The sequence below is a fragment of the Mycobacterium sp. genome, assembly GCF_035314665.1.
Lineage (GTDB): Bacteria > Actinomycetota > Actinomycetes > Mycobacteriales > Mycobacteriaceae > Mycobacterium.
Window position 1 is genome coordinate 1 of sequence record NZ_DATFZD010000096.1, and the last position, 16248, is coordinate 16248.

At 62.5% G+C, this 16248-nt stretch carries 14 protein-coding genes and 1 pseudogene; 5 read left to right on the plus strand and 10 right to left on the minus strand.

Translation table 11 applies throughout. The features are described 5' to 3' along the window. Window positions 1-6 precede the first annotated feature (6 nt). Window positions 7-153 (plus strand): hypothetical protein, encoded by a 147-nt coding sequence (locus VKI00_RS07135; RefSeq protein WP_324436303.1) that lies wholly within the window; start codon window positions 7-9, stop codon window positions 151-153. Then, a complete protein-coding gene (locus VKI00_RS07140) occupies window positions 150-3104 on the plus strand; it encodes an MMPL family transporter (RefSeq protein WP_324436292.1) in 2955 nt (984 codons plus the stop codon). Before VKI00_RS07135 ends, VKI00_RS07140 begins: the two co-directional genes overlap by 4 nt. 8 nt (window positions 3105-3112) lie before the next feature. Here the strand turns inward: VKI00_RS07140 and VKI00_RS07145 are convergent, their stop codons facing one another. After that, window positions 3113-6067, minus strand: a complete 2955-nt coding sequence (locus VKI00_RS07145; protein ID WP_324436293.1) for an RND family transporter — start codon at window positions 6065-6067, stop codon at window positions 3113-3115. Next, window positions 6064-6483 carry an MmpS family protein gene (locus VKI00_RS07150; RefSeq protein WP_414687136.1) on the minus strand — a complete coding sequence of 140 codons (420 nt, stop codon included), beginning with the start codon at window positions 6481-6483 and terminating at the stop codon, window positions 6064-6066. Before VKI00_RS07150 ends, VKI00_RS07145 begins: the two co-directional genes overlap by 4 nt. A gap of 306 nt (window positions 6484-6789) precedes the next feature. On the opposite strand from VKI00_RS07150, the gene VKI00_RS07155 reads away from it, so the two are divergent. Continuing rightward, complete coding sequence (locus VKI00_RS07155; RefSeq protein WP_324436305.1) at window positions 6790-7494, plus strand: TetR family transcriptional regulator; 705 nt, start codon at window positions 6790-6792, stop codon at window positions 7492-7494. Between the two features lie 18 nt (window positions 7495-7512). Here the strand turns inward: VKI00_RS07155 and VKI00_RS07160 are convergent, their stop codons facing one another. From VKI00_RS07160 to VKI00_RS07180, 5 genes are all read right to left on the minus strand, one after another. Further along, window positions 7513-8013 carry a DUF5078 domain-containing protein gene (locus VKI00_RS07160; RefSeq protein WP_324436294.1) on the minus strand — a complete coding sequence of 167 codons (501 nt, stop codon included), beginning with the start codon at window positions 8011-8013 and terminating at the stop codon, window positions 7513-7515. A gap of 61 nt (window positions 8014-8074) precedes the next feature. After that, window positions 8075-8461: a PPOX class F420-dependent oxidoreductase gene (locus tag VKI00_RS07165; RefSeq protein ID WP_324436295.1), complete on the minus strand. Its 387-nt coding sequence runs from the start codon at window positions 8459-8461 to the stop codon at window positions 8075-8077. A gap of 43 nt (window positions 8462-8504) precedes the next feature. Further along, on the minus strand, window positions 8505-9497 hold the full coding sequence (locus VKI00_RS07170; protein ID WP_324436296.1) for an ATP-binding cassette domain-containing protein: 993 nt from the start codon (window positions 9495-9497) through the stop codon (window positions 8505-8507). A 3-nt stretch (window positions 9498-9500) separates the two neighbouring features. Continuing rightward, window positions 9501-10550: an ABC transporter permease gene (locus tag VKI00_RS07175; RefSeq protein ID WP_324436297.1), complete on the minus strand. Its 1050-nt coding sequence runs from the start codon at window positions 10548-10550 to the stop codon at window positions 9501-9503. Window positions 10551-10619: 69 nt separating this feature from the next. After that, the gene (locus VKI00_RS07180) at window positions 10620-11138 is read right to left on the minus strand and encodes a zinc ribbon domain-containing protein (RefSeq protein WP_324436298.1); all 519 of its coding nucleotides are present in this window, start codon (window positions 11136-11138) and stop codon (window positions 10620-10622) included. Window positions 11139-11267: 129 nt separating this feature from the next. Between VKI00_RS07180 and VKI00_RS07185 the strand changes: the two genes are divergently transcribed. Continuing rightward, window positions 11268-12122 (plus strand): phytanoyl-CoA dioxygenase family protein, encoded by an 855-nt coding sequence (locus VKI00_RS07185; protein WP_324436299.1) that lies wholly within the window; start codon window positions 11268-11270, stop codon window positions 12120-12122. A gap of 50 nt (window positions 12123-12172) precedes the next feature. On the opposite strand, the gene VKI00_RS07190 is transcribed toward VKI00_RS07185, so the two are convergent. Beyond that, window positions 12173-13456, minus strand: a complete 1284-nt coding sequence (locus VKI00_RS07190; protein WP_324436300.1) for a serine hydrolase domain-containing protein — start codon at window positions 13454-13456, stop codon at window positions 12173-12175. Between the two features lie 103 nt (window positions 13457-13559). On the opposite strand from VKI00_RS07190, the gene VKI00_RS07195 reads away from it, so the two are divergent. Then, complete coding sequence (locus VKI00_RS07195; protein WP_324436301.1) at window positions 13560-14195, plus strand: cutinase family protein; 636 nt, start codon at window positions 13560-13562, stop codon at window positions 14193-14195. 63 nt (window positions 14196-14258) lie between these two features. Here the strand turns inward: VKI00_RS07195 and VKI00_RS07200 are convergent, their stop codons facing one another. Then, a complete protein-coding gene (locus VKI00_RS07200) occupies window positions 14259-15218 on the minus strand; it encodes a PE-PPE domain-containing protein (protein WP_324436302.1) in 960 nt (319 codons plus the stop codon). 209 nt (window positions 15219-15427) lie between these two features. Continuing rightward, window positions 15428-15505 (minus strand): annotated as a pseudogene (locus tag VKI00_RS33735) (hypothetical protein); the annotation flags it as partial. Window positions 15506-16248: the final 743 nt, after the last annotated feature.

The window sequence follows — 16248 nt, forward strand, 5'->3', positions numbered from 1 at the left end:
AATCTCGTGGCGCAGGGAAGCGGCGATTGGATCGCCTGCAAGATCACCCTGGACGATAACGACGGGCGCGGGCCGGTCCTCAAGGCCACAAATCAATCCCCCGCCAACGAAACAGTGAATGCCTTCACCTTCTGCCTGAACAAGTCCGCATGAGTGAGACCACCGAGGTTGCACGGCCTGTATCGCAGCCGTTGATCCCGCCCTTCCTGCCCCGGATGATCCATCGGCTTGCGGTGCCGATCGTGCTGCTATGGCTGGGCCTCACCGTGTTGGTCAATGTCGCGGTGCCACAGTTGGAGGTCGTCTCAAAAAATCACGCGGTGTCACAGAGCCCGAAAGACGCACCGGGGATGATCGCGATGAAGAAGGTCGGATCGACCTTCGGCGAAATCGATAAGGACGGAAAGTTCAAGCCCGAATTCAACTCCGACACCTCGGCGATGATCGTCCTGGAGGGCCAGCAGAAGCTCGGGACTGCCGCGCACCAGTATTACGGCGAGATCGTCAAGCGACTCGAGCAGGACACCAAGCACGTTCAGCACATCCAGGATTTCTGGAATGACCCGCTGACTGCTGCGGGCTCGCAAAGCCCGGATGGAAAAGCGGCCTATGTCCAGGCTTACCTCGCCGGCAACATGGGTGAGAGCTTGTCCACCGAGTCCGTCGAAGCGGTCCGCAAGATCGTCAACTCAGTGCCCGCGCCGCCGGGGATCAAGGCCTATGTCACCGGCGCCGGCCCGCTGATCGCCGATCAGTCTCATGCGGGCGAGAAAGGCGTCAAGACGGTCACCCTCATCACCTTTCTGGTGATCATTGTGATGCTGCTTTTCGTCTATCGCTCGGTGAGCACTGTTTTCATCGTGCTGTTCATCGTGATGGTCGAAGTGGCCGCGGCCCGCGGTGTCGTCGCGTTCCTGGGAAATTACGGGATCATCGGGCTGTCCACCTTCGCCAACAACTTGCTGGTGTTGTTGGCGATCGCCGCCGGAACGGACTACGCGATATTCGTGATGGGCCGCTATCACGAGGCCCGTGGCATCGGCGAGGACCGAGAACAGGCCTTCTACACCATGTTTCACGGCACCGCGCATGTCGTGCTGGGTTCGGGGCTGACCGTCGCCGGTGCGATGTATTGCCTCAGCTTCACCCGGTTGCCGTGGTTCCAGACTATGGGTGTGCCTTGCGCGGTCGGCTTGCTGGTCGCGGTGTTCGCGGCGTTGACCCTGGGCCCGGCGGTGCTCGCGGTGGCCAGCTTCTTCAAGCTCCTCGATCCGAAGCGGATATTGCAAACGCGGAATTGGCGACGGATCGGTACCGCGATCGTCCGTTGGCCCGCACCGATTCTCGCGGTGACCATCGCGATCGCCCTTATCGGTCTGCTCGCCCTGCCCGGATATACAACCGACTACGACAATCGCCACTATCTGCCGGCCGACACCCCGGCCAACGTCGGATATGCGGTCGCCGACCGGCATTTCAACCAGGCCCGGCTGAATCCCGAGCTGTTGATGATCGAGACGGATCACGACATGCGCAATCCGGCCGATTTCCTGGTGTTGGACAAGGTGGCCAAAGCTGTCTTCCACATCCCCGGTATCGGCCGCGTGCAGACCATCACCCGGCCCCTGGGCACTCCGCTCGACCACAGCACCCTGGCTTTTCTGCTGAGCGCGCAAAGCGCCGGCCGGATTCAGACCCAGCATTATCAGGAGGAACAGGCGAAAAACCTGTTGAAGCAAGCGGACGAGCTCCGGAAAACGATGGCAACCCTGCACCGGCAGATGGAAGTCACCCAGGACCTGAGCAACACGACGCACCAAACTGTGATCATCACGAGAGAGACCGTGCAAATCCTCGCGTCGTTGCGCGACGACATCGCCAACTTCGATGATTTCTTCAGGCCGATTCGTAGCTACTTCTACTGGGAGAAGCACTGTTTCGACATCCCGGCCTGCTGGACGCTGCGGTCCATCTTCAATGCACTGGACGGTGTCGACGAGGCGAGTGGGAACCTCGAGCAGCTCTACGCGAACCTCGAAAAGTTAGACCAGATTCAGCCGCAGCTGGTGGCGCTGATCCCCCCGCAGATAGCCAGCCAGGAAGCAAATCTCCAAACAATAATGTCGAACTACGCGACGACGAAAGGTCTCAACGACCAACAGGAAGCGTTGTCCGACAACGCCACGGCCATGGGAGAGGCCTTCGACAAAGCGAAGAACGACGACACGTTCTATCTGCCGCCAGAGGCTTTCCAAAGCCCGGATTTCAAGCGCGGCCTGAAACAGTTCATGTCACCCGACGGCCACGCCGTTCGTTTGATCATCTCGCACGAAGGCGATCCGGCGAGCCCTCAAGGCATCGCTCACATCGACCCGATCAAGCAGGCGGTGCACGAGGCGATAAAGGGAACGCCCTGGGAGGGCGCAAAGGTCTATCTCGGCGGCACCGCGGCGCTGTACAAGGACATGCGTGACGCCTCCAACATCGACCTGATAATCGCCGGAATAGCCGCGGCCACTTTGATTTTCATCATCATGTTGATCATCACCCGCAGCGTGGTCGCGGCCCTGGTCATCGTCGGTACCGTGTTGCTTTCGCTGGGCGCCTCCTTCGGCCTCTCGGTGCTCGTGTGGCAGTACCTGCTCGGCATCAGACTGCACTGGATGGTGCTGGCGATGGCGATCATCCTGCTGTTGGCGGTCGGGTCGGACTACAACTTGTTGCTGATATCCCGGTTCAAAGAAGAAATCCACGCCGGGCTGAAGACAGGCACCATCCGCGCGATGGCCGGCTCTGGTTCGGTGGTGACCGCTGCCGGTCTGGTGTTCGCCGCCACCATGGCCTCGTTCGTGTTCGGCCCGTTGCGGGTTATGGCCCAAGTGGGCACCACGATCGCCCTGGGTCTGTTGTTCGACACCCTGATCGTGCGTTCGTTCATGACACCATCGGTGGCGACCCTGCTCGGACGTTGGTTCTGGTGGCCGCAACACGTGCGGCCGCGGCCGGCCAGCACCATGCTGCAGCCGTACGGAACCCGTCCCGCGGTTCGTGAGCTGCTGGACGTCGACGAGCACCCGCCAGGCGGACTGGTCCAACAGCGGTAATCAATAACTTACTGAGGCTGCGCCCTTGGCAACGGGGCTGTCTTGGCCTCGCCGTTGCCCAGCGCCCTCCTGGCCACCTCGCCGTCGCTTTCGCCCAGTAGCTCCCGAACTGCTGGGCGGGGGCCGGTGGGCCGGAGCATCGTGCTGGCGGGCCGCGGCCGGACCTTGATCGGCCACCAGAACCACCGTCCCAGCAGCGCGGCGATGGACGGCGTCATGAACGACCGCACGATCAGGGTGTCGAATAGGAGACCCAGACCGACAGTGGTCCCCATTTGGCCGATTATCCGCAGGTCGCTGACCACCATGGAGCCCATCGTGAACGCGAACACCAGGCCGGCGGACGTCACCACCTTGCCGGTGCCGCCCATCGCACTGATGATGCCGGTTTTCAGGCCGGCGTGGATCTCTTCTTTGAATCGGGAGACCAGCAGCAGGTTGTAGTCAGATCCCACCGCCAAAAGGACGATGACCGACATCGCCAACACCATCCAGTGCAGTTTGATCCCAAGGAAGTACTGCCAAACCAGCACGGAGAGCCCGAAGGACGCACCCAACGAAACCGCAACTGTGCCAACGATAACCAGGGCGGCAATGAGGCTTCGGGTAATGATCAGCATGATGATGAAAATGAGGCACAGCGAACCGATCCCGGCGATCCACAGATCGTATTTCGAACCGTCCATCCAGTCTTTGAAGGTGGCAGCGGTACCGGCCAGGTAGATCTTGGAGTCCTCCAGAGGAGTCGCCTTCAGCGACTCTTCGGCCGCCTGTTTGATCGAGTCAACCCGCGCAATGCCTTCCGGCGTGGCGGGGTCTCCGCGGTGCGAGATGATCAAGCGTACGGCCTTGCCGTCCGGCGAGAAGAAGTTGTCCAGGGCGCGTTTGAAGTCCTTGTTCTTGAAGACTTCCGGCGGCAAGTAGAACGAGTCGTCATTTTTGGCGCGGTCGAAGGCTTTGCCCATGGCCGTCGCGTTGTCGCTCAGCTCGTCCATCTGCCCGAAGATCCCGGACATGGTGCTGTGCATCGTCAGCATCATGGTCCGCATGGACTCCATGCTGGCGATCATCGGTGGGAACTCGGCGATCATCTGCGGCATCAGCGAATCGAGTTGATCGAAGTCTTTGGTGAGAACTTGGAACTTGTCGTCGATCTCGTCGACACCGTCAACAGCCTCGAACACGGATCGCAGCGAATAGCATACCGGGATGTCGTAGCAGTGCTTTTCCCAGTAGAAGTAGCTGCGGATGGGCCGCCAGGTGTCCTCGAAGTTTGCGATGTCATCACGCAATTCTTCTGTGACAGCCTGCATTTCCTTCGTCTCGCCGACCATCTTGTGTGTGGTGTTGGTGAGCTGCACCATGAGGGCGTACATGTGCCTCATTCGATTCATGGTGTCCTCGAGCTCGTCGGCCTGCTTGAGCATGTCGTCCATACGGGCTTTTTGAAATTTCATCGTCTGTACCTGCCCGGCATTCTGCATGCTGAGCTGAAACGGAATCGACGTATGCTCCATCGCCGTGCCCTCGGGACGGGTGATGGCCTGCACCCTGGCGACACCCGGAACACGCAAGACGCCCTTGGCCAGTTTGTCGAGGACCAAGAAGTCTGCCGGATCACGCAAATCGTGGTCCGCCTCGACCATCATGACTTCGGGCATCATGCGAGCCTGCGAAAAATGTCGCTCGGCGGCGTCATATCCCTTGTTGGCGGCGATATCGTGGGGTATGTATAGCCGATCGTTGTAGCTGGCTTGATATCCCGGCAGCGTCAACAGGCCGACAAGCGCGATCGCGGTTGCCCCGGCGAGAATGGGCAGCGGCCACCGCACGATGGCGGTGCCTATCCGGCGCCAGGCACGCACCTGCATCTTTCGTCGGGGGTCGAACAAACCGAAGCGCCCACCGACGACGATCACGGCCGGAACCAGCGTGAGCGCCACCGCCACCGCCACGAGCATGCCGACCGCACAAGGTAAGCCCAAGGTTTGGAAATACGGCATCCGGCAGAAGCTCAGACAAAATATCGCGCCGGCGATCGTCAATCCGGAGGCCAAGACAACATGCGCGACGCCGCGGTAAGTCGTGTAGAAAGCGGTCTCACGATCCTCGCCAACCTGGCGGGCCTCTTGATAGCGGCCGAAAAAGAATATGCCGTAATCTGTTCCAGCCGCAATCCCGAGGGATACCAGGAGATTAACGGCAAACGTGGAAAGCCGGATGAGTTCGTGATACCCGAGAAACGCGACAATTCCTCGCGCCGCAGTCAACTCGATGAAGACCATCAGGAGCAGGACGACCACCGTGATGACGGACCGGTAGACCAGCAGCAACATGGTGACGATCACCAAAAGGGTTACAACGGTCATCTTGAAGAGGGTTTTGTTGCCACTATGGTTCATGTCCTTCACGAGCGCCGCCGGGCCGGTCACGTACGTGGTCACACCTTGTGGCGCGGGTGTGCGGTTCACGATCTGCCGGACAGCATCGACCGATTCGTCTCCCAAGGTCGTGCCTTGGTTACCGGCGAGGTTGAGCTGAACGTATACGCATTTACCATCGGGGCTTTGCGCGCCCGGTGCCGTGAGCGGATCGCCCCAAAAATCCTGGACGTGTTGCACGTGCTTCGGATCATCCTTCAGCTGACGAATCAAGCTGTTGTAGTACCGGTGCGCATCGTCGCCGAGTTTCTGCTGGCTCTCCAAGACGATCATCGCGAAGCTGTCGGAATCAGATTCCTTGAACTTCTGGCCCATCGCCGTCATCGCTTGCACCGACGGCGCATCTTTGGGGCTCATCGACACCGAATGTTGCTTCGCGACCTGCTCCAGCGGTGGAACGACGGTACTGACCAGAAAAACGATCGCCAACCAGGCCAGGATGATGGGGACCGCCAGCCGACGGATCGTCCGCGGCACGAATGGCGGTCTGGTGTGCTCGGCGCTCCTTCGCTCGCTAATCATGCGCCCTTCAGCACGCAATAGGTGAAGGCGTTGGTTTCATGCGTCGTTTTTTCGGCTTTGACCACATCGTCCACCACGATGCGGCATCCGATTGTGTTGCTATTGCCCTGTGCCACAATGTTTCCCATCACCGCCGCCGAAGTCGTGGTGAGGTTCAGCGTCCAGGGCAACTGCGCTCCGTCAACCCGTTTCGGATCGCCATCGACATCGAAGTAACTGATGTCCGCGACCGTGCCAGGGGGACCGAAAACCTCGTAGGTCAAGTGCTTGGGGTTGAACGGCTTAGTGTCGCTAGTCGCGCTGTCCGAGTACGCTGGCCGCTTTTCAGAGCCGAATATGCCGTGAATCCGCCACACCGTGAATCCCCCGAGGCCAACGACCATCACAATCACGAGCGGAATCCACGACCGCTGCAGAACCCTGAAAATCGAAATCCCCTTCACCGTTTGCCGTCTTCCTGTTCAGCGATATCCCACCTGCTCGAAGATATTCACCGACCGATCGGCGAGCCACGCTAACCGTCGGCACATCGAACGCGGCGAGACGTCGCAGTGGCGGCGAGGAGGCACCACCAAACCTTGACGAGTACACCATGCCATTGGCCCGGATTGTTGACTCCCTCCGACGGCTATCCGCTGCATTGCAGAAGTGTACGAATTTAACGCATGGGACGTGCGTAAACGGACGCTACCGGCTTCCACGCCCACCCGCAATCGGCCAACCTGCGTTATTCTCGCGCGGTGCCGCAGCTTACGTTCCAGCGAGCCCGTACTGAGGACAAGAAGCGCCAACGCGCAGCAGCGCTGGTAGAAGCCGCACGCTCGCTGGCGCTGGAGTCCGGTGTCGCGTCGGTGACCTTGACCGATGTCGCCAGCCGGGCCGGCGTGCACTATTCCGCGGTGCGCCGCTACTTCACCTCCCACAAAGAGGTGCTGCTGCACCTGGCCGCCGAAGGCTGGGTGCGGTGGTCGAACACGGTGTGTGAGAAGTTGCGCGAGCCCGGTCCGATGTCCGCGTCGCGGGTCGCCGAGGCACTAGCCGGCGGTCTGGCCGCCGACCCGCTGTTCTGCGACCTCCTGGCCAACCTGCATCTTCACCTCGAGCACGAGGTGGAAATCGAGCGGGTCCTCGAAGTCAAGCAGATCAGCACAGATGCGGTGACGTCGCTCGCCGATGCGATCGAGGATGCGCTGCCGGGACTCGGACGCGCGGGCTCATACGACGTTATCCTCGCCGCTTACTCCCTGGCTGCGCCGTTGTGGCAGGTCGCTAACCCGCCGAAAAAGCTCGCCGAGGCCTACGCGGAGGCAAAGGCGACGGACTTGCCGCCGGACTGGAACATCGACTTCACATCCGCGCTGACGCGGTTGATCACGGCCACCTGTGTGGGCCTGATGGCCGAGCCGCGGCGGTCAAATCACGGCTGATCGCCCCGAGGGAACGACCTACCAGTTCCACACCGACATGTCGTTGGGCGGGTAGTTCTGGCAGTTCTCGGTCTCCTTGGCGACAACGCCCTTGTTGTTGAAGAAGAGCTTCATGTGGTTGGGCCAGGCCAAGTTCAGCGGATTGATCTGTGGTGCATAAAAGTTTGCCGAATAGGCCCTGCGATCCGCCGGCGACAACGAATAGAACCAGTGCACCTTGTTTTGGGTGTCCTGCTGAACGTTCGGATGGTTGTCGTAATCCGTCATGTACCGCTGGTAGTACACCGGTTCGAAATCCCGTGCGGCAGCCATGAGTTGCTCCGCGGTGCAGGTCGTCGAGATCATTCTTCGGGGGATCGGGAAGTCCTCGGTGGAGTCGTTGGACGAGCAGCCGTCGCACGGTTGGAACCCAGGCCCGGGATCGGCCGCGGCGACCCGCGGGAAGGCACTGGCGGTGGCACCGAGGGCGAGCACGGCAACGCCGACGCGGACGGCGGTGCTCAGGCGGGAAGGACGCATGCGGCTACTATAACGCTTTCGTAAAGGCTGTGCTTAGCCTCCCTAGAGACCTGGATCGTCGCTAGCCGGCGGGCTTGATTTCCAATCCGACGTGCACTTTGTCGATGCCACCCCGGACGATCGAGTGCGCGTAGAACCACGGGGCGTGGTACCAGTAACGCTTCAGCACGGCGTTGTACACCCGCCGCGTCTCCGACTTCGGCAGCACTCGGGCGATGCCCTCGACCTCTTCGCTCTTGCGCTTACCCAGCGCTCCGCTCTTGGCGATCGTCACTCGGGGCGTGTTGTTGATCCGCTTGGTCTTCCACGACCCGTCGTCGGTGATGACCAGCAGGTTGTCACCGTCGGGCACACCCCAGATCGGCGTCGGCTTGGGGCGGCCGTCCTTGGTGAAGGTGGTCAACAGCAGGTACTTGGACTTGATGACGTCCTGGAACGTGAGAGCCACGCTTTTCTTTATATCCGGCCGCCGCGGTCATGGCAGCGCGTGATCAGTCGATGGCAAGCTCGCGACGTTCGATCAGGTCGCCCAGACCCTTCACACCGAGCCGCTCACGGAACGTTTGCGCCGTGTAGCCCACCGCCGTCGCGTCGGTCCGGGCCCGCACCGTCGCCGAGCGCGGCAGGTTGAACAACACACCGATTTCGCCGAAGTAGTCGCCGGGGCGGGCTACCTTCACCAATTCCTCACCGCCGTCGGCTAATTCGCGGACAATGTCGAACTCCCCGTCGGAGACGACGTAGATCAGCTCGCCCATCGTGCACTGCTCGAAGAGCACCTCACCGGCATTCAGGTGGACCGTTTCCGGTGGCCGGTTCGTCGACGAGAGCGCGGGGATCATCTCGACGACGCGATCCGCCAACGGCAGCATCCGGCTGTCGTGGGTAGCAACCACCACCACACGCTCACCTTGGGCCAGCGAGCGGATCAGCCGCAGCACCTCCTCCACCTGGATGAAGTCGAGATGGGCAGTCGGTTCGTCGGCGAGGATCAACGCGGGGTCCAGTGCAATCGCGCGAGCGACGGCGACACGCTGCTGCTGCCCGCCGCTGAGGTCACCCGGCCGATGTTTCAGACGGTCTGCCAGACCGACCTGGGTCAGCAGTTCCTTGGCACGCTGACGTGCCGACGAGCGCGACGTACCCGCTGCGCGCAGCGGAAGCATCACGTTCTCAAAGGCAGTAAGGCTCGGCACCAGGTTGAACGCCTGGAACACTATGCCAACCTCGTCGCGTCGATACTTGGCCAGCGCGCCACCACGGAGCGCCGTGATGTCGACGCCGTTGAATGTGATGGACCCCGACTTGGGCCGCAGAATGCCGCCGATGCAGGACAACAACGTCGTCTTCCCACAGCCGCTGGGCCCGAGCAGAATCACCAGCGAGCCGGCCGGCACATCGAGGTTCAATCCGTTGATCGGCCGGACCGCGTAGCCGCCGCTGGAATACTCGACGACGAGGTCCGCAATGCTGAGATCGCCCACCGCTCAAGGACCTCCGAAGGCGAGCGCGGGATCGACTGCCGCCGCGCGCCTCAGCCCGGCGAGACTGGCCAGCAGACCGACCGTAGCCGCGATCGCCGGCAACACCAGGTAGGCATGTAGCGGCACCACCACGATCATCGGGAACAGCGGGGCCAATAGCTGCGCAAAGATGACGCCCACTATCGCGGCGAGCAGCGCGACGATGACCGCCTGTAGCGCAAGGCCCGCCAGAACCGACCGAGTCGGCACGCCGATCGCCTTGAACACCGCGAAGTCGCGCATGCGCTCCAGCGCCGAAAGGTAGACCACCGACCCAACGATCAGCACCGCGATGATCCACAGCAAAATCGCCACCATCGTGATCGCACTGCCCGCGACCTTCATCGGGCGCAAAAGGTCATTAACCCCGGCAGCGCGATCAAGGATTTGGTAACCGTCGGGAATGTGCTGCGGTGTGCCGACGATCCCGATCGATGTGACCATCGGCTGCCCGTTGTAGGCCAGCTGCTGCAACCCCTCGGTCGTCAGGAAGATGTTGGGGGTCTTCGCCAGTGCGGTGGAGTTGCGGACAATGCCAACGATCCGCAGTGTGTGCGCACCAACCTGCAAGCCATCACCGAGGTGGCGTCCCAGGGTGCTCGACACCGCGACCTCGCCGGGAGTCGACGGTGCTTCTCCCTGAGAGACAACCGGCACGCCGGGTCCGTGCTCTGGCGCGCCGAAGGCCGTGGTGTTTCGCGTCGTCGAGCCCTCGACGATCGCCACCGCGGCGGTCGCCAGTGGGGCCGCCGCAACGACGCCCGGCTCAGCGGCCACTCGGGCCAGGTCAATTTGGGCGAATGGCGTCGAACCCAGAAAGGGTCCGGCCGCACCGGCTTTGACCACGAACCTGTCGACCCCCAGAGAGTCGACGGTCCGCTGCGCCTCGACCCGAAAGCCGTTCGCAAGGCCGGTCAGGACGAGCGTCATCGCAAAGACCAATCCGGTGCTGACGATCGCGATGACGAGGCGCCGGCTTCGCCATTGCATGTCACGCAGGGCCGCGGACAGCATGCCCGCGAGATTACCGATGACCAGGCGTTTTCGGGCCCGGTTTGATCATGTTCGTACGCCCGGCCGGCGTCATGGCATCGCCTCTGCCCAGGCGATATGCCCTTCGAAGCCAAGCGATGTCGCCATGTTGCGGTAGCGATTCAGGAAGTCCAGGTATTTCACGCCTTCACCGCGTGCCCGCGCCAACAGCGCGCGCAACCGCAACAGCCAGATGTCGCGCAGAGCGGTATCGTCATCGGTCGGTGCCGCCGCTAACCGCTCGATCGCGGCCTCGGCTTCCACGACGTCGCTCTCGGTGCCGCGTTCGAGCAGCGTCTCCACCAGCACGCCCGTCGCTGGAATGCCGCACTCCCGCGATCGTTGTTCGCTGAGTAGGTGGTGGACGCCGGCGCGCATCACCGGTATGGCGCCATCGCGGTCGCCCTGCCGGGCCCTCTCCCGCGCCACGTAGACATCGGCGAACAACCCCGTCGCCTGGGAGTCCGAGGCATGAGTGGCGACGGCGATCGACGAGCCACATGCCTGACAGAACCGCGCGTTCTGGCGGCGTTCGGTCCCGCACATGCGGCATACCGTTGTGGCCGTCATCCGACCCTCCGCCGCTCGACCCCCACGTACCCCGATCTCCCAGGATAGGGCGCTCGACTCCTGATCGTGGGTTGTTCGCGGAGTTAGGGTGTAGTAATCGTTAAAGACGAGTGCAGATGGACGGTTCAGATGAGCGCTGACGACGAGTCCGTCACAACTCTGGAAGACCTCAGGGGCGATCTGGCGCTCCGCTACAAGCGCACACCCACCAGCGGGGCCGCGGTCGACCCCGAGATCGTCGACGCCGACATGGCGGCCCTCGACCGCGACGGCTTCGTCATTTGGGAGAACCTGCTCAGCGCCGAGGACTGCCGGCAGATTCGCGACGTTGCGAGCCCGTGGCTGGGGCATACAGGCCGCAACTCGTTCGAGGGGCGGCGCACTCAACGCATCTACAGCGTGTTGAGCAGGACGCGGGTGTGTGACCGCCTTGTCGATCATCCGCGGGTGCTGGCAGTGCTGGACCGGTTGCTGATGCCCAACTATTTGCTTTCGGCGTTGCAGGCCATCAACATTCAGCCCGGGGAAGCGGCGCAACTGGCTCACCATGACGACGGCTTCTACCCGGTTCCGCGTCCGCGGGCGCCGTTGGCCGCCGCGACGATCTGGGCGATCGACGACTTCACCGCCGACAACGGCGCCACGGTGCTCGTACCTGGCAGCCACCGCTGGGGCAAGCGTCGGCCGGGCCCGGAGGATCAATCGCTACCCGTTGTGATGCCCGCGGGCTCGTGCGTGTTATTCGTCGGCACGCTTTGGCACGGCGGCGGGGCCAACACGACGACCCACGACCGGCTTGCCGTCACCGCCCAATACTGCCAACCGTGGCTGCGGCCGATGGAGGCCTTCACGCTGTCGATCTCGCGCGAGATCGCTCGAACGGTTTCCGAGGACATTCGCCGCATGCTCGGCTACAGCATCCACCCGCCGTTCGTCGGTGCCGTCGACGGCCTGCACCCACTGCGGCTGCTGGACCAGCCGTAGTTCGGCGACGATGCGGCCCGGGACGGGCCGCTGAGGAGCCGGACAATCAGCTAACGCCTGCCCGACACCGCCCGTTTGCGCTGTCGGTGTTGGCCGTACGGTGCACCGAACTGCGGCACCTCGAGGGCACCGGCATGACGGGCGGCGGTGATGGCACTGCGCAGCGGACGAGCCAGCCCCGCGAAGGACGCCATGTCGAACACCATCGGTGTCAGCAGCCGATTGTGCACATAACCGAACGCGCTGGCGGTCTCCGGATCGGCCCATCCGAGGGTTCCGCCCAGGCCGACATGGCCGAACCCCTTCAGCATGCCGGGAATCGGCGACTCGTGATAACCGAGGTGAAACGGCAGCGGCACCATCATGTTCAGATCAGGTCGCACCCGCGGCTTGCCGACCAGGCCGTCGACCAACTCCGACGACAGGAACTGTGTCCCGTCGATGCGGCCTCCGTTGGCCAGTGCGGCGTACATCTTCGCCAGTCCGCGGCCGGTGACAACACCGTTGGCAGCGGGAACCTCGCCGTCGAGAAACGGGATATCGCCCTGCACAAGCGATTTGATGCCGGGGAAATACATCGCGCCCAAGGCGCCCGAGAACGGCAGACCGGCCACCTTTGGTGCGACGAAATTGAACACCGGGTTGGGCCGGTTGCTCTGCGGCGCCAGAATCTCCGCGACCTTGGTCGGCGCGCCGGCTGGCGGTCGTCCCAGATGCAGGCCGTCGGTGTTGAGCGGTTGCGCCAGCTCACTGCGAACCAGCTCGCGCATACCCGCACCCGTCACCGCTCGGGCCAGACCCGAAAGCAGCCACCCGTAGGTCAGCGCGTGATACGCCGGGGCGCCCCGCAGGTGGTCGACCGGTGCCGCGGCCAGCCGCTCCTCCATCAGGTGGTGATCCATCAATTCCGTCTTGCTGACGCCCTTCAGATGCGACAGCCCGGACCGATGCCGTAAGACGTCGCGGACGGTGATGTCCGCTTTGCCGTTTGCCCCGAACTCCGGCCAGTAGTCGGCGACGGGCGAGTCGTAGTCCAGCAGGCCCCGGTCGGCCAATCGGTGAATCACCGTGGACGCGACGCCCTTCGTCGCGGAGAACACCATCGCGCCGGTGTCGGCCGTCCAAGGCGCCTCACCGGCCCGGTCTGACCACCCCGTCCACACGTCGACGACTGGCTTGCCGTCGATGTAAACGCACAGGGTCCCGCCACCGAACCGGCGACCGGGAAACAGTCCGGCAAAAATCCGGATCACACTGGCGAAACGCGGGTCGGCAGCCCCGCGCACGCCGCGCGGCAGACCGTTGTCGGCTTCGAGAAGAGCTACCTCGGCCACGGTGCTATGACGCAACTCGTGGTTGACTCGCATCGCCGCGCCGCGATCCGATCATGGCGTGATGCTATTACTCGCGCTCCGGCGAGATGGCAGCATTGCACAGATGAGTAGACACTGCATTGCTCGCATCTTTGCTATCGCGCTGGCGATGAGCTGGGTCTTGTCGAGTGCACCCGTGGGAATTCGGGTCGCCGTCGCCGATCAGTGTCCCGACGCCGAGGTACTGTTCGCTCGCGGCACCGGCGAGCCCGTTGGCCCCGGCGGCCCAGGCCAGGCCTTCTTCGACTCGCTCACCGGCCAGCTTCCCGGAAAGACGGTGACTCTCTACCCGGTCAACTACCCGTCGACCCCCGACTACGTCAACAGCGCCCACGTTGGCGCCGCCGATGCGGTCGCCCACGTGCAAGGGATCGCGGCGAACTGCCCGAAGACCAAAATCGTGTTGGGGGGATATTCGCAGGGCGCGGGCGTCATGGACATGACCAGCCACCAGCTGTCCTCGCAGGTCGCCAATCACGTTGCCGCCGTTGCCCTGTTCGGAAATCCGCAGAGCAGCTACGCAAAGCAGTTGTCGGACGGCCAGATTCCGCCGATCGACCCGAGCTACAGCCCGAGGACCATCGACATCTGCCTACCCAACGACAACATCTGCGCCGAGGGCGGAAGCATCATCGCGCATCTGGGCTATGTCCCCGATGCGACCATCCAGGCCGCGACGTTCGTGGCGCAAAAGCTGTAGCGCTACTTTGTCCGATCCGCGGCACACATGATGCACCGCTGCTGAGTGCGCTCACGACTCAGGTCAGAACATGTTGGTGAAATACAGTTGCAGAGAGTCGAATACGCTCTCGAATAGTCCGCTGCTGGCGACCCCGTGCTCAATTGCGCCAATCCACGCGTCGAAGTTGTTGATGTTGTCGGAGATGTCGACATATGTGAGGTCGCCGTCGGTCGACGTGGTCGCGTCAGCGACTTGCGTCGGTGTCAACCCCAGGTACTCCACGTGCTGGACGAATAGGCCCTCGATCGTCCCCAGCAGACCGCCGGATTCGAAGTCCTGCTGGAACTCGGCGACCCCGTCGCCGGCCAGTGTGTAGATGGTCGTGGGGTACAGATCATCCGGCGTCAAGTTGCCGAGGACGCCGTCCAAGCCGATAGCCGTGAGAAGGGTGTTCGTCGTACTCGAGCCGAATATCGCGTCCAGGTCTGGTACCAGATTGGGCCATACGCCGTCCGGGAGGGAGGGGTCGCCGATGAAGACGAAGTGCAGGTCGTCGGTAGGGATGCCATCTGCTTCGAGTCGGGTCATGGCGATCGATTCGGCGGTGGCGCTCTGTGAGTATCCGAAGATCGTCAGCGGGTGGTCGGCGTTGAAAGCGCCTGGATCCGCCTTGAATTCGTTCTCCACCGCGAGAACGACGTCGTCCGCGGCTGTGAGACTACTCGGGCCCTGTTGGATCAGTTCGGGCGTCGTCAGCACTTGCAGTGGCGCGGCGCACGGGTCGGTCCCGACCATGTCGCAGACCGTCGAGTCCATCGCGCCACCGTCGAAACCCAGCGCGTTCAGATACAGATCCTCGGCGGCCTGCGCGAAGGCGGTGTCCGGCGTCGGTTCGGTGGTTCCGCCGAGGATGATCGCGGTGTCGCTCCCGGCCAGCGGGTCGTCCGCGTCGGCGTGCGCGGACTGGCTGAACAGCGCACTCGCTACGCCAACCATCATGCCGACCGCGGTAACCTGCGCGAGCACTCTATATCCGTTCACCGCTGCAGTCCTTTGCTCTCCCGGAACGCCCGCACTGTGATCGGCGTCATCGCATCTTCTTATCTGAAGTTAATCGCGGTTTCAAGGATTTCTTAGTCTCGCGGGGCGGGCCCAACCGACCTGCGAACCCAACGGCTGCGCATGAGTGCGGGAGCGAGTTACAGCGAATTCACAACGCGCCCATCTGAATACAAGCGAAGCGCCGCGCGTCACTTAGGCTTGTTTTTCCTAGTCAGATCCGTATCGCGGCTCGGCTGCACCCGTTTGGGTTCGCCCGGCATCTTCGGAGTGTCTACCTGCTCCTGGCCATGCTCACCTGCGTAAATGCTGGTCGCTTACTTATGCCATGCAGAAAGTTATCGGGCGAGAACTCGCCCGTTTTTCGCTGCCAGGGTCAAATCGATGCTTTGACCCATTTCGGCTACACATGTGCCACTGGGCCGACGCCCCCGGCTCACGACTTCGTGCCCGTGAATTGGCCTGCAGACTGCCTACAGCGAAATTGTGCCGGGGTGGTCTCCTGCGTGTCGAGGGGTGTCGACACTTCTGCGCTATACCTGTGCCACAGGGCATTTGGGTGTGGGCCTCGTCGGTCGAGAGCATTATCGTGAGGGCTGTGAATCCTGATCACTCCGAAGGACTGCAGTATCACGTCCTACCTGACGATCCTCTGCGTGCGCTGAACATTTTGCGCGAAGCTGCTGGGCTACCACCGCTTTCTGATGAGCCCGATAAGTAGGGCGGGTGAACCCGTGACGGCCGACTTCGAGCGCAGGGAACCACGCTGTCGGATCTGTCGCGATAAGACTGTGCGCGTTGTCGTCAATGACCTGCTGCCAGCGGCCGCATGACACGGGCTGAGAGGAACCGATGGAGCATATAGCCAATAATCCACTAAAGGGCTTCTGTCACAACGCTATAGAGCAAATTCAATGTGGTGTGCGATATGCAGAGCTGACGCGCATGTCGGGCCGGAGCCGATACGTCGGCTTCAACACCTCTGAGACAAGTGTTGGGATCCCAAGTACCG